This window comes from Sutcliffiella horikoshii (assembly GCF_019931755.1).
GTDB lineage: Bacteria > Bacillota > Bacilli > Bacillales > Bacillaceae_I > Sutcliffiella_A > Sutcliffiella_A horikoshii_E.
On record NZ_CP082918.1, the window covers coordinates 1,023,721 to 1,038,226 of the forward strand.

The following is a 14,506-nucleotide window of genomic DNA, read 5'->3' on the forward strand; positions in this document are numbered from 1 at the left end:
ATGACAGCTGCAAAGAACGATAAAATATTAGAAGTAAAAGGGTTACGCACTTCCTTCTTTACAGATGAAGGAGAAGTAAAAGCCGTGGATGGTGTAGACTTTTCCATTGAAAAAGGGAAGACGCTTGGTATTGTAGGGGAGTCTGGATCTGGTAAAAGTATTACCTCCCTATCCATTCTAAGGTTGCTACAAGAGCCTGTTGGTAGAGTAGTAGGTGGAGAAGTTATTTTCAAAGGTGAGAACCTTTTAGATAAAACAAAAAAACAGATGATGCAAATTCGTGGAAACAACGTATCTATGATTTTCCAAGAACCGATGACATCATTGAATCCGACACTAACCTGTGGAGAGCAAATTGCGGAATCTGTTCGTATTCACCAAAAGCTTGGTCGCAAGGCTGCTTGGGTGAAAGCGGTGGATATGCTTCGTTTAGTAGGTATACCATCTCCCGAAAAACGTGCAAAACAATATCCTTTCGAACTTTCAGGCGGTATGCGTCAACGTGTCATGATCGCGATTGCACTTGCCTGCAACCCTGAACTATTGATTGCGGATGAGCCGACAACCGCATTGGATGTAACGATTCAAGCGCAGATTCTGGATCTAATGAAAAAACTACAAGAGGAACTTGGGACATCGCTAATGCTGATTACCCATGACCTTGGTGTGGTTGCGGAGATGTGTGACAAGGTTGCGGTAATGTATTGCGGAAAAGTGGTAGAATATGCAGATGTTCAAACCATCTTCTCAAGCCCTAAACATCCGTACACTGTTGGTTTATTAAACTCTGTTCCAAAGCATGATCAGGATGTGGAAGGAGACCTGTCTGTTATTGATGGGGCAGTGCCAAGTCCATTCAACCTGCCTCAAGGGTGCCGTTTTGCACCTCGTTGTCCGCATGCGAAGGACATTTGCCGCAGCAGTTTGCCGGACTTGAAGGAAACAGAAGACGGCGATCAGGTTCGTTGCTGGATCTATACAGATAAGTGGGAAGATGAGGAGGTTGCTGCTAGCCATGAGTAATCAAACATTATTAGAAGTAAAAAACCTTAAACAATACTTTCCTATTAAAGGTGGAATCTTCGGAAGAACGGTTAACCATGTTAAAGCGGTAGATGACATCAGTTTTTCCGTGAAGGAAGGCGAAACGGTCAGTATCGTTGGAGAATCCGGTTGCGGTAAATCTACAACAGGCCGTGCGATCCTCCGTCTGGATAATCCATATTCCGGAGAAGTAAGCTTCCAAGGCCAAAACTTACTTGGCCTGAGCAAGTCCCAGATGAGAAAGAAACGTAAGGATCTGCAAATCATTTTCCAAGATCCTTATGCATCCTTGAACCCTCGTCAAACAGTTAGCCAGATTTTAGAGGAAGCATTAGAAATCCAAAACGTTGTCCCTCGCAAAGACCGCCGCAAAAAAATTGTGGAACTGCTTGAGACGGTTGGAATTGGTGCTCACCAGGTTGACCGCCATCCGCATGAATTCAGTGGAGGACAACGTCAGCGTATTGGTATCGCCCGAGCATTATCTGTTGATCCAAAGCTGATTGTCTGTGACGAAGCAGTATCAGCTTTGGATGTATCCATTCAAGCTCAGGTATTGAACCTGCTGAAGAGATTACAACGTGAATTTAATCTGACGTATCTTTTCATCTCTCATGACCTTGGGGTTGTACGTCATATATCTGATAGAATCATTGTTATGTATTTAGGTAAAATTGTAGAAGTTGCTGATAAGGATGCACTTTTTGCAAATCCACAGCATCCATATACAAAAGCATTATTATCTGCGATTCCTAGTACCGATCTTGGCAAGAAGAAAGAGCGTATCATCTTAAAAGGTGATGTTCCTTCTCCAATCGACCCGCCTGCTGGATGCCGCTTCCATACGCGCTGTCCTTATGCATTTGACCGTTGCCGCACGGAAGAGCCAAAGCTACATGGTATCCCAGGTGTTAACCAACAGTCTGCTTGTCACCTTGTGGAAGACGGAGCAGTTGATTTCTCGCAGTTGAAGACGAATTATTAGTAGTTTTTTTTGAAAGGCCACTCTCAGCGGTTGTTGGGGGTGGTTTTTTGTGTTTGTGTATATATTGGCGAAGTTGAAAGGAATGAAACGCAAAATGATGGTAGAATTTGAAATTCGCGAATCATAGGGATTGAATGAAACGCAAAATGATGGTTGAAGTTGAAATTCATGTGTCATAGGGGTTGAATAAAACGCAAACGTGGTTGGAGTTGAAATTCGCGTGTCATAGAGGGGGAATGGAATGCGAAATGATAGTTGGAGTGAAAATTCGTGTGTCATAGGAATTGAATGATGCCCGCAATCGTTAATCCGGATACCACCATAGTGCTTGAATGAAATACCCCAAAAACACCCCAAAAACAACCAATCAACCTAATAACACCCGAATAAACCCGATTAAAGCAACCAATAGAATTCTCCCCTCCCAAACAACCACCAAACTCCAACTTAAACCACAAATTTTTAGAATATTTCATTTTTGGCACGCTTCTTGCATCTACCAATATCGAGAATAAAAACATAATTCAAAAAGGGGAGAATCAACCGTATGCAAAGGCAATTACGAAAAAAGAGTAAAGCAAAATGGATGATGCAGTATTTATTACTTATCTGTCTACTAATTCTTGCAGCGTGTAGTTCGAACACAACAAGCAACAACAGTACGAATACTCAACCAGACCAAAACACAAATGAAAATAATACAGAAGAAGCAGCAGAAGCCAGTGGCGAGTTAACAGTCGGTATAGAAGCGGAACCTACCTCCCTTGATCCATTTAACTCAACAGACGGTAACTCCGCAACCGTTCAAAGCACCATGTTTGAAGGGTTCTTGCGATTCGACGAAAAGATGAATCTTGTACCCGTACTAGCGACCGAATACAACTTTAATGAAGACGCAACAGAAATTACATTCACCCTCCAACAGGGAGTGAAGTTTCATGATGGCACAGATTTCAATGCCGAAGTGGCAAAAGAAAATCTAGACTTTGTTCGCGATGCTGAAAACGGCTTAGCACGTGCATCCTTTTTCTCTTTTATTAGTGAAGTAACAGTAAATGATGAATACAGCATCACTATTAAATCGGAAGAGCCTAACTCTGCCATGGCATCTTATATGGCGCATTCTTCGGCATCTTTCAAATCAACGGAAGAACTGAAAAAGAAAAAAGATGACACTGATTATAATCTTGATCGTAACCCTGTCGGTACTGGACCATTTAGATTCCAAGAGTGGAAAGACAGCGAGCAGATTGTTGTCACAAAGAATGAAAACTATTGGAATACCCAAGAAGAGCCGAAAGTAGACAGCATCACCTTCTTGCCGATAGTAGAGGCGAGCACCCGTGTTAACAAGCTGAAAACAGGTGAGGTGGATGTGATCTTCCCGATTCCTACGCTTAATGCCAAGGAACTTGAACAGGAAGAGAACGTTGATTTATATGTGGGATCATCTACAAACGTATTCTATATCGGAATGAATTTTAAAGAAGAGAAATACAACGATTTAAAGGTTCGTCAAGCGATGAACCATGCTGTGGATAAAGATGGGCTTATTGCGCAGATTGCGGATGGGTATGCACAAGTGGCCGATTCCGCGATTGCTCCTGCCGTTTATGGATATGCAGGGCAAAGTGTGTATGAACATGACAAGGAACTTGCAAAAGAATTATTAAAAGAAGCAGGAATGGAAGAAGGATTCAAAGCCACTTTGTGGACGAGAAATACAACGGAATTCGTTTCTGTTGCGGAGTATGTGGCCATTCAACTAAAAGAGATTGGCATTGATGTGGAAGTTCAGGCGTTTGAAAGCGGTACGTTGTTTGAAATGTTGGATGCTGGCGAGGAAACGGATCTTTGGATCGGACGCTGGTCACCAGGAACAGGTGAGGCGGATTATGGACTCCGACCAAACTTTGCTTCTGATCGTGTGCCTCCTAACTTCAATAACTCCGGCTTTTATATTAATGAGGAGTTAGACGGTCTGTTTGACGATGCACTTCGCACACCAGATCAGGACCAGGCTTTATCCATCTATGCCGATATCCAAATGAAGATCTATGAGGATGCTCCTTGGGTGTTCTTGCATATTCCAGATACTATCATTGCAAAAGGGAAAGATGTCAATGGTATCTATGTTCTGCCTTCAGGCGGAGTACATCTTAATTTAGTAGAAAAACAATAATAGAAAATGGACTCATAGGAACCGAAAAACCTATGAGTCTACTCTTTATAAGAAGAGGTGAACCGCATGATTCAATTTGCAGTCAGAAGAATTATTGGCATGATTCCTATTTTACTAATCATTACAATTATTGCTTTCCTATTTGTTCACTTAACTCCGGGAGACCCGATACGCATCATGTACGGAGCGGAGTTGGATCAAGAAACATACCAAACTTTGAGGGCGAAGGAAGGGTTTGATCAACCGCTCATAGTCCAGTACGGAACTTATATGTACAACATATTGGTGCAAGGGGACTTCGGTTCCTCTTACAGAACCAAAACGGAAGTGTCATCTGAAATCATGAGGCGTTTTGGTTTTACGTTTACCTTAACGATGCTTGCGATGTTCTGGGCAATCCTTATTGGTATTTTTGTCGGGATTATTTCCGCTACCAAAAGAAATACGGTGTGGGACCGACTTGGAATGGTATCTGCGATCACTGCGCTAAGTGTGCCTGAATTCTGGTTTGGCCTGATGGTTATGCAGATATTTGCGGTGCAGCTCGGATGGTTTCCGACAAGTGGGAGTGGAACATTCGCTCACATTTTCCTCCCGTCCATCACGCTAGGGTTTGGGGTAGCGGCTACCATCGTAAGATTTACAAGGTCAAGTGTTTTAGAGGTAATGCGCGAGGATTATGTAAGGACTGCCAGAGCAAAAGGGCAAAAAGAATCGGTTGTAGTTTGGAGTCATGTGCTAAGAAACGCGCTCATCCCGGTTGTGACCATGACTGGTCTTCAGTTTGGATTTCTCATTGGTGGAGCGGTAGTTGTGGAACAAGTATTTGCTTGGCCTGGGCTAGGTTCATACCTTGTTGACTCCATTCTAGCCAGGGATTATCCGGTCATTCAGGCTCTGATTTTATTGTTCTCATTCCAGTTTCTGGTAGTCAATCTATTGGTAGATATAAGTTACGGATTTTTAAACCCTCAGATTAGATACGATTAATAGTAAAGGAGACACAATTCTATGAGCAAAAAAATGCACACCTCGTATTCTCCTTTCAAGGTGTTTCTTCATAAGTTCATCAAACAGCGGTTTGCTTTTGTCGCATTTATCATTGTAGCCTTCATTGTGCTTGTTGGTGTTTTCGGTTCTTGGATTGCGCCGTTTGATCCATATCGCCCTGTTACCTTGCAATATGAAGAAAAAGGGATTGATTCCGAAAATTTAACAAGCAAGCGTATAGAACTAACCGGGGTTTTGAGTGATGGAAGCAAAATTACAGGCTCCGAATTAATGAATGTGCAGGTTGAAAGTGAAGATAGAAGAATTGCCTCCATCAGAAGAATGGAAGATGGGGTGACCATCACAGCAAATACTTCTGGGGTTACCAACGCATTCATTGAGAGTGAGGGAGTCCGGTCGCTCGTAGGGGTAAATGTATCAAGCGATACAGAAGCGATCGAGCCGAGCATTATACGAATAGAGGCAGAACAGCCAAATGAAACCATGCAAAGTGGAGACAGATATACCGTCCAACTTAAGGCTGTTCTTTCCGATGGTACCTCTATCAGCGGATTAGAGGAACTAGATGCCTTTTTGCTTGATGGACAAGAAGATAAGGATGGAGAAAATAAAGGCAGCGGTTTTGTGTCAGCTGGAAGTTCAGAAGAAAGTGATGGGGGAGTTGAATTTCTCTCACTGGATGAGGAGCTGGCAACAGTTTCACAAGAAGGGCTTGTCACACTAAATGGGCAAGGGGACGCGCTGATTCAAGTCATAGCGGGTACAGTTTCTACAGTCGTCCATCTTCCTGTAGGTGTCCAAGAAATTACTCCTAAGCTGGTTTCTATCGTACCTGAAACGACAGAAGTGAGTTTAGTAGACATCTATAAGCACCAACCACCTTCTTCCACTCATTTCTTTGGAACAGATCACCAGAACCGGGATATCTTCAGTAGAGTGGTCATGGGGACAAGAGAGACGCTAATCATCGGTTTCGTTTCGGTTGCCATAGGGGCCGTCATTGGAACAGCATTTGGCTTGATAGCTGGCTATTATGGAGGAAGAATTGATAGTTTAATCACCCGTTTTACTGATATTTTACTAGCATTCCCTGGGATATTACTCGCAATTGCGGTAATTGCTTTTCTTGGTGCGGGACTCACGAATATCATTTTTGCAGTGGCGGTGTTTACCATTCCTATCTTTATCAGGATTGTCCGCGGGAGTACGCTTGCGTTAAAAGAGATGACCTATGTGGAAGCGGCACAATCAATCGGTGTGAAGGATAGCGTCATCATCATGAGGCATATTTTTCCTGGAACATTGTCAGTGGTTATCGTTTATTTGACGATGCGGATTGGGGTGGCAATATTGATTGGAGCTGCCTTGAGTTTCCTCGGGTTAGGCGGAGACATTACCGCTCCTGAATGGGGTTCTATGTTAAGTGCAGCTAAGGACAACAGCGGAAATGTGTTTCATCCGACGTTCTTTCCGGGACTAGCGATTGTTATTACTGTTTTGAGTTTTAACATTTTGGGAGATGGATTGCGGGATGCGCTTGATCCGAAGTTAAAAGAGTAGGAGGTGGCAACATAGATGGAAAAAGTGCTTGAAATAAAAGATTTAGAGGTTAGCTTCAAGAGTGATGGAAAGCAGTTGAAGGTGGTAAACGGGATTTCCTTTGACGTACACAAAGGAGAAACGCTTGGTATTGTAGGAGAATCTGGTTGTGGGAAAAGTGTCACGTCCCTATCCATCATGAGGCTTTTGCCATCGCCTCCAGGAAAGATAACAGGTGGTTCTATCCATTATCAAGGTGAAAATCTGTTAGAAAAGAAAGAAAGAGACATGCGGAAAATTAGAGGAAACGAGATTTCCATGATCTTTCAAGAGCCAATGACATCCCTTAACCCTGTTTTTACAATTGGGAAGCAATTGGACGAAGTGTTGCTTTTACATAATGACATTACAAAAAAAGCGGCACGAGAGCGTTCAATAGACATGTTGAAACTTGTTGGGATTCCACGTGCAGAGCAAATTTACGAAGCGTATCCCTTTGAACTTTCAGGTGGAATGCGCCAGCGTGTGATGATTGCCATGGGACTTGCTTGTCAACCTAAGCTGTTGATTGCAGACGAACCGACTACGGCGTTGGACGTAACCATTCAGGCTCAGATTTTGCATTTAATGAAGGATTTGAAAAAGAAAACCGACACAGCCATCATGCTGATTACTCATGACCTTGGTGTGATTGCGGAAATGTGTGACAGGGTCATAGTCATGTATGCAGGTGAAATTGTGGAGGAGACAGATGTAGATACTCTGTTTAATAACCCAAAGCATCCTTATACGATTGGACTGTTAGAGTCCATTCCAAAGCTTGGGGAAAAACGGGATCGGCTCCGATCGATTCCGGGACAGGTTCCGTTGGCTGGAACAATTACACAAGGATGCCGTTTTGCTGATCGGTGCAGTAAGACGATTCCGTTGTGCAGGGAAGAGGACCCGGAGTTACTTGAAGTGAAAAAAGGCCATTCCTGCAGGTGCTGGCTTCATGCAGATAGGAGTGTGACTGTATGAGTAAACCGTTGTTAGAAGTGAAAGACCTTAAGATATATTTTCCAATAAAAAAAGGCATAAGGCAAAAAGTTGCTTCTTATGTCAAAGCAGTTGACGGTGTTTCTTTTACGATAAATGAAGGAGAGACACTTGGGTTGGTGGGAGAGTCCGGTTGCGGGAAATCGACAACAGGAAGAGGAGTTGCCCAGCTCTTAAAGACAACAGACGGTAAAGTTCTTTTCCAAGACGAGAACTTGCAGGAGCTGTCCGTAAAGGAGATGCGAAGCAGAAGAAAAGACATGCAGCTCGTTTTTCAAGATCCATATGCATCTCTTAACCCCCGACTGACAGTGGAGCAAATTTTGGCTGAGCCCTTAAAAGCACATGGTGTGGAGAGAAACAGACGACGTAAGCTGATGGAAGATATCATGGAGGTATGCGGTTTGAATAAAAACTACCTTCATCGGTATGCGCATGAATTTTCCGGAGGTCAAAGGCAACGGATAGGTATTGCCCGGGCACTTATTTTAAAACCGAAATTAATTATCGCCGATGAACCTGTCGCGGCTCTTGATGTATCCATCCAAGCCCAAATCTTGAATCTATTAAAAGATTTGCAGGAAGGATTTGGGCTGACTTATCTATTTATCTCTCACGATTTAAGTGTTGTTCAACATCTTTGTAATCGGGTGGCAGTGATGTATTTAGGCAGAATTGTAGAGATTGGAGAAGCGGATAAAATTTTCGAGAAAAGGCTTCACCCCTATACGGAATCATTGATTGATGCCATTCCTATTTCCAACCCGAGGGAGCGGAAGGAAAGAATTATTCTTCAAGGCGACGTGCCTTCTCCGGTAGACCCGCCCAAAGGCTGTGCGTTTGTAGGAAGATGTCCGAAAGTGATGGCGCATTGTCATACCGAACGCCCAGAGTTAATGGAACACTCGGATGGTCACCATGTCGCGTGTCACTTATATTCGCTGGAAAATAAAACAATGGAGGTATCCTCATGCTCACAAAGCAGTGGAAACGTTTAACGAAGATGCTGGCTGTTTTGCTATGTGGTGCTTTAATATTTCCTGCAACAAGCGGGTATGCAAAGCCTTCCCATGTCCATAACACAGATTTGAAAGAGTTGCTCGTGCATAATGGGCAGCTGGAAGGGGAGTTTAGCGCAGAGGTAAAAGAATATATGGTGAAAACTAACGAAGAAGAACTGTTGTTGAAGATTACACCTGTAGCTGTTAATGCCAAGGTGGCAGTAAATGGGGAAAGAGTGAACCATCGCAAAGTAGTGAAGGTAGAGGTCCCTTCAAGTAAAGAAAGGATAAAAATCGATATTGCGACTCCTAAGGGGATAAGGGATACTTACACTCTATTTGTTGAAAAAGGTCAGGATTATGATTTGAAAGAAGTTACGCTTTTTCAAAACGGAGATGGTTCCGTCATTGAAGATTATCAGCTGGGTTTTCAAAAGGCAGAAGTGATGGAGGGTGTAAAGGCGTATTTAATGTTCTATTCCAAAAAAGATTTTTACGAAGTTTGGAACTATATGACAGGATTGACAACAGAACAAATAGAACAGCATCTGACCTCCCAGGAAGAGGGAGAGAATAAGGATAAACTCTATAAAATTTCCAATCTGAGCTACGCGGATGGAGTGGGAAATACCTTTCGATCAGGGCAGATAGATGTGATCACTGGAAAGCCTTTAAATGTAGGCGATTATCATGCATATGCAGCAACACTTGGAGAGAATGGAGTCTTGGGGATGACAGAGGCAGACCGAACCATCAGCATTAATCCTTACCCTACCAATCTAGAGTTGCTTGGCAGTGGGAAGGATATTGAGAATTATTCAGTGACTTTTGAACAAGCAGATGACGAAAAAGTCACTCACTATTTCTTGTTTTACTCTTCCAAAGGACTGACAAAACTCGTGGAGCCTCTTATTAGTGGTGGGGATTTAGAGTTCCTAGAAGAGTTGCAACGCGAAAATAGAGGGAAATTACTATCACTAAATGAGATTGGAAATGAACCGGTGTCCTTTGCTCCTAATCAAAAAACGATTGAGGGGAACGCATTAGGGAATGAACTGTATTATGCTTATGTAACAGCAGTCAGTGAAGAAAAAGTACTTGGATCCAGTAAATCTCTTAAAATGATCAATACCAACACGATGCCTGTACCTTTGGAAACTATTGGGGACGGTGTCGGAACCTTGCTACCGGCTGGAGGTGCCACCGGGGATACGGATGAATATTTCAATGCAATTCGAGAAGCGGCGGGTGTCGAGCGCCCGAGAATCGCTATTTTTAATAGTTCCAGAGATTCTGTAGACGTAGCGTACGACTATTATCACCTTGATGACGGACCTTATCTGGCTCTTGAAACAGAGTTTAGGGACAGAGGCTTTGAACCGGTTTATATACCGCTTGCAATAGACACCTTCGACTTTGTCGCTTATGACGAGTATTTCGTTAATCTTGTGAAAAGCAGTCATGCGGTAATGCTTCAGGGTGGGGATCAAATGAAGCATGCAAGGTCATTGCTTGAAGATGATGGAACACTGACTCCTCTATTGGAAGCGGTCCAATATGTCCACGATAATGGCGGAGTGGTAGCTGGTACAAGTGCAGGTGCACATGTAATGAGTAACCCGATGTTTGGCGTGGGGAGGAGTTTTGAAGCGTTAGTCATCAATGATACGGAAGTGAAAACCGTCGCTGATGTACCACTGACAGGCTTTCTTGATCCAACCCTTAAAGACAATAATTTTCAGATTCCAGGACTTGGCCTTGTTGAAAACATCCTAACCGATACGCACTTTGATATGCGTGGAAGGCTTGGCCGCTTGCTTGTCGCTATGCGAGATACAGGTCATGAAGTAGGAGTGGGCTTGGATGAGGGGACTGCTCTTGAAATAAAAGGAGATATAGGGGAAGTAGTAGGAGAAAACGGTGTGTGGATTCTCGATGCGAGTGGCGCAACCTTCAATGAAAAAGGTGCAGCTCCAGGGTTTGAAGTAGATGATGTTATGGTGCATTACTTGACGGAAGGAGATACCTTCAATCTAGTCACAAAAGAAGTCATCCCTGCTGCAAATAAACAAGAAGTGGATCGAAGTGAAGACCCACTTTACGAAAGCTCTAATCTATTCGGCGGAGAATATGAATCTACCAAATCCCTGCTTTCTTTTGCTAAGAGTTCAGAAACGGAACAGGTGACCACTGTAAAAGGTAATGCATCTGACCCGGTTTTTGCGATACAATGGGCAAAGGATGATGTTTCAAAATACTACCAAAGTGATGAGGATTATATTCCGGATTCTTTAGCATCTTATAAAAAAGGGACGGTCACAAATATTAGATTATCACTTTGGGTGGAATAGGATGAAAAACTGAAGGAGACTTCTTACATGATTAAGTTATTGAAAAACGGGACCGTATACAGTCCTGAATATTTAGGAAAAAAAGACATACTGATTGTCGATAAAAGAATTGCGGCAATAGAGGATAGCATACATTTTGAAGACTCGGCGCATATAGAAGTGCTCGATGTAACAGGTCAACTTATCGTGCCAGGATTCATTGATAATCATGTCCACATCATGGGCGGCGGAGGAGAAGGAAGCTATCGGACCCGCACCCCTGAGCTTGTGTTATCAGATGCCGTAAAAGGTGGAATCACGACCCTGGTTGGTGTCATTGGAACAGACGGCACTACTCGTACAATGACAAGTCTTGTAGCAAAAGCTAAAGCGTTAAAAGAAGAAGGCATCAGTTGTTATGTTCACACAGGTTCCTACCAGGTTCCAGTAAAAACACTAACGGGAATGATTGAAGATGACTTAATATTAATAGAAGAAATTATCGGGGTCGGGGAGATAGCGATTGCCGACCACCGCTCTTCCCAACCAAATTATGAAGAGATTGCCAAAATCGCTGCTGCTGCACGGGTCGGTGGGATGCTTTCTGGAAAAGCAGGAATTGTGAACATACATTTAGGCGACAGTGTTAGCAAACTATCGATTTTAGAAGAAGTCATCGAAAAAACAGATATTCCAATCCGTCAATTTTTACCGACACATATCAATCGAAACAGGGAGTTGTTTGCGGCTGGAATAGAACATGCAAAAAAAGGCGGCTATGTGGACTTTACCACTTCAAGTATTGCCAAGTTTCTTGAACAGGGCGAAACGAAATGCAGTGTTGGCTTAAAGGAAATGCTCGATCAAGGGGTACCAATCGAACAGATTACATTCTCTTCAGACGGCCAGGCAAGCTTGCCGGAGTTTGATGAAAATGGGGAGTTCATCGGTTTGCAATTAGGAAGGGTCACGTCCTTATTCAAAGAAGTGAAAGATGCCATCTTGGAAGAAGGGGTACTGCCCGCGGATGCATTGAAGGTGATTACAGAAAACCCTGCTAAAGTATTGCGCTTAGCTTCCAAAGGAACGCTTGAAGCAGGAAAGGACGCTGATCTAGTTATACTGAATGCCACGTCCTATGAAATTGATTCTGTCATCGCGCTTGGTCAAAAAATGATGTGGAATAAAAAACTGCTTGTAAAAGGAACATTCGAGTAAGTTATAATAGTAGAAAAACACTGTTGCTGAAAAGGACAGTGTTTTTCTATAGATGGAGGTGTGAGTTCGGAAATGAAAACAAAGGAACTGACGCTGTTGGCCGGGTCTGAGGAAACGAGAAAAACGCTTGATAACCAATTGAACGAAATTATCGGTGATTTTATCCGAATTCGCAGTTATTCCGTTGATGCTCATAAAGTAACAAAAGTACACAATCAACTGATCATTCTATCCTCCCATTTAATAGAGGACGAAGCCAAAGATTACATCGGGGACAATTGTACTGTATTAGTAGCGAGGCGTATTGTTAACTTTCTTAATATTGACAAAATATACAGTGTCGCAAGAGGCGAGAAAGTCCTTTATGTGAATGATTTTCCTGAAACGGTCCAGGAAGCGATCTCCTCCTTCGAAATTTTGGGAATTAATCATCTTCAATTAATTCCGTATTTTCCAGGAAAAAAGGAAGAAGAACAAATTAAGATAGCGATCACGCCAGGCGAACTGGACCTTGTCCCTCCTTATGTAGAAGAAGTTATCAATATAGGTCCGAGGCTCATCGATATAACTACCATCATTACGATATTAAATAGATTAGGTCTTCTAGAGGAAAAGCAGGATCAGGTATCTAGTAAGTACATAAGTACGATTACAAGATTGAGCAAAAGACTAGGAGACGCTAACCAGGAAGCAAATAAAATCAGTGATCACCTGAAAAAGGTGGTAAACGGGGTGAATGATGGAATTTTGGCCATTAATCAGTTGGGCAGAATTACAGTCTTTAATGAAATAATGGAGCGTTTCCTGCGAATTCCAATGAAAAAAGCAATCGACCGACATGTTCGCGATGTAGTTTCTGATCGTGATTTGTATGATTTCATTATGAACAAACGAGAGGAAGAAGCGGACGGATATTTTACCATCAGTTCTATGAACTTTATGGTCCACCGTTTCATGATAGATCCTCAAGGGACTGTAGTCGTCACTTTTAAAGATGCAAGTGAAACAATCGAAATGGAAAAACAACTGAAAAGAGAATTAGTGAAAAAAGGGTTCTACGGAAAGTATCATTTTGAAGATATAGTAGGCAGCCATCCAGAATTATTGAGTACGAAGGAAATTGCCCGCAAGCTTGCCAAAACAGAACTTACTATCCTCATACAAGGGGAGAGCGGTACAGGGAAGGAATTGTTTGCCAGCTCCATCCACAATGCTTCTCCTCGTAGCAATGGACCATTTCTGGCTGTCAATTTCAGTGCCCTTCCAGAAGATCTTGTGGAAAGCGAACTTTTTGGATATGAAGAAGGTGCATTTTCTGGAGCGAAAAAAGGCGGAAGAAAGGGTCTTTTTGAACAGGCAAATGGCGGCACCATTTTTTTAGATGAAATAGGAGATATCAGCTTGAAGGTCCAAGCAAGATTGCTTCGTGTTCTTCAGGAAAAAGAGCTGCTCCGCATAGGCGGAAACAAAATCATTCCTATAGATGTTCGAGTCGTAGCGGCCACAAACAAGGATTTGCTTTCCTTAATGGAAGAGGGGAAATTCAGGGAAGACTTATACCATCGTCTAAAAGTCTTGTTCTTACAGCTTCCTGCTCTACGGAAACGAAAGGAAGACATTGCGCACCTCATTCATCACTTCATTCAACAAAGCGATCAACCATCAATTAATTTGGAAGTTGAAGTATTGGAGAGACTAAAAGAATATGACTGGTACGGAAATATCCGTGAACTAAAGAATACCCTCGATTATATGCTCGCGGTGTGTGAAGAGAATACGATCAAGGTAGAAGATATACCGAATGAAGGTTTTTTCCAGCAGGCAAGAAAGAGCATGAAGGAAGTAGCCACTACTGTGGAGTCTGCTGAACTTCCACACATTCAACAAGATTTGAATGAAGAATTGAGCAACATTGTAGAAATCATCTATCAGTTGCAAAGGACTGGAGAAACGGTGAGCCGGGTGAAAATATCGGAAGCAACAAGAAGTGGTGGGAGATTTTTAACTGAACAGCAAGTACGGTCTAGACTTGAAACATTAGAAAAGATGGGGTTGATTGAGAAAAAGAGGGGGAGACAAGGGACGAAGCTGACTGTATTCGGGGAAAAAACCTTCCATATGAAAAAGAGACAGTAAGTGGAATCATTTATCCACTTAC

The 14,506-nt window shown here is 42.7% G+C and carries 10 protein-coding genes; all 10 read left to right on the forward strand.

Annotated elements, in window-relative coordinates; translation table 11 throughout:
• Nucleotides 1-1,023: an ABC transporter ATP-binding protein gene (locus K7887_RS05350; protein WP_223492521.1), complete on the forward strand. Its 1,023-nt coding sequence runs from the start codon at nt 1-3 to the stop codon at nt 1,021-1,023.
• Nucleotides 1,016-2,029, forward strand: a complete 1,014-nt coding sequence (locus K7887_RS05355; RefSeq protein ID WP_223492522.1) for an ABC transporter ATP-binding protein — start codon at nt 1,016-1,018, stop codon at nt 2,027-2,029. The genes K7887_RS05350 and K7887_RS05355 overlap by 8 nt, the downstream gene beginning before the upstream one ends.
• 547 nt (nt 2,030-2,576) lie before the next feature.
• Nucleotides 2,577-4,211 carry a glutathione ABC transporter substrate-binding protein gene (locus K7887_RS05360; protein WP_223492523.1) on the forward strand — a complete coding sequence of 545 codons (1,635 nt, stop codon included), beginning with the start codon at nt 2,577-2,579 and terminating at the stop codon, nt 4,209-4,211.
• A 66-nt stretch (nt 4,212-4,277) separates the two neighbouring features.
• Nucleotides 4,278-5,201, forward strand: coding sequence for a nickel ABC transporter permease (gene nikB / locus K7887_RS05365; RefSeq protein WP_223492524.1), 924 nt, complete (start codon nt 4,278-4,280; stop codon nt 5,199-5,201).
• A gap of 21 nt (nt 5,202-5,222) precedes the next feature.
• Complete coding sequence (locus K7887_RS05370; protein WP_223492525.1) at nt 5,223-6,782, forward strand: ABC transporter permease subunit; 1,560 nt, start codon at nt 5,223-5,225, stop codon at nt 6,780-6,782.
• A gap of 15 nt (nt 6,783-6,797) precedes the next feature.
• Complete coding sequence (locus K7887_RS05375; RefSeq protein WP_223492526.1) at nt 6,798-7,781, forward strand: ABC transporter ATP-binding protein; 984 nt, start codon at nt 6,798-6,800, stop codon at nt 7,779-7,781.
• Nucleotides 7,778-8,797, forward strand: coding sequence for an ABC transporter ATP-binding protein (locus K7887_RS05380; protein ID WP_223492527.1), 1,020 nt, complete (start codon nt 7,778-7,780; stop codon nt 8,795-8,797). Before K7887_RS05375 ends, K7887_RS05380 begins: the two co-directional genes overlap by 4 nt.
• Nucleotides 8,770-11,151, forward strand: a complete 2,382-nt coding sequence (locus tag K7887_RS05385; RefSeq protein ID WP_223492528.1) for a cyanophycinase — start codon at nt 8,770-8,772, stop codon at nt 11,149-11,151. Before K7887_RS05380 ends, K7887_RS05385 begins: the two co-directional genes overlap by 28 nt.
• A gap of 27 nt (nt 11,152-11,178) precedes the next feature.
• On the forward strand, nt 11,179-12,348 hold the full coding sequence (gene iadA / locus K7887_RS05390) for a beta-aspartyl-peptidase (RefSeq protein WP_223492529.1): 1,170 nt from the start codon (nt 11,179-11,181) through the stop codon (nt 12,346-12,348).
• 72 nt (nt 12,349-12,420) lie between these two features.
• The gene (locus K7887_RS05395) at nt 12,421-14,484 is read left to right on the forward strand and encodes a sigma-54 interaction domain-containing protein (RefSeq protein ID WP_223492530.1); all 2,064 of its coding nucleotides are present in this window, start codon (nt 12,421-12,423) and stop codon (nt 14,482-14,484) included.
• Nucleotides 14,485-14,506: the final 22 nt, after the last annotated feature.

Coding starts and splice junctions, on each gene's coding strand:
- K7887_RS05395 (WP_223492530.1), top strand. CDS start 12,421: ATGAAAACAAAGGAACTGACGCTGTTGGCCGGGTCTGAGGAAACGAGA.
- iadA (WP_223492529.1), top strand. CDS start 11,179: ATGATTAAGTTATTGAAAAACGGGACCGTATACAGTCCTGAATATTTA.
- K7887_RS05375 (WP_223492526.1), top strand. CDS start 6,798: ATGGAAAAAGTGCTTGAAATAAAAGATTTAGAGGTTAGCTTCAAGAGT.
- nikB (WP_223492524.1), top strand. CDS start 4,278: ATGATTCAATTTGCAGTCAGAAGAATTATTGGCATGATTCCTATTTTA.
- K7887_RS05350 (WP_223492521.1), top strand. CDS start 1: ATGACAGCTGCAAAGAACGATAAAATATTAGAAGTAAAAGGGTTACGC.
- K7887_RS05355 (WP_223492522.1), top strand. CDS start 1,016: ATGAGTAATCAAACATTATTAGAAGTAAAAAACCTTAAACAATACTTT.
- K7887_RS05380 (WP_223492527.1), top strand. CDS start 7,778: ATGAGTAAACCGTTGTTAGAAGTGAAAGACCTTAAGATATATTTTCCA.
- K7887_RS05370 (WP_223492525.1), top strand. CDS start 5,223: ATGAGCAAAAAAATGCACACCTCGTATTCTCCTTTCAAGGTGTTTCTT.
- K7887_RS05385 (WP_223492528.1), top strand. CDS start 8,770: ATGCTCACAAAGCAGTGGAAACGTTTAACGAAGATGCTGGCTGTTTTG.
- K7887_RS05360 (WP_223492523.1), top strand. CDS start 2,577: ATGCAAAGGCAATTACGAAAAAAGAGTAAAGCAAAATGGATGATGCAG.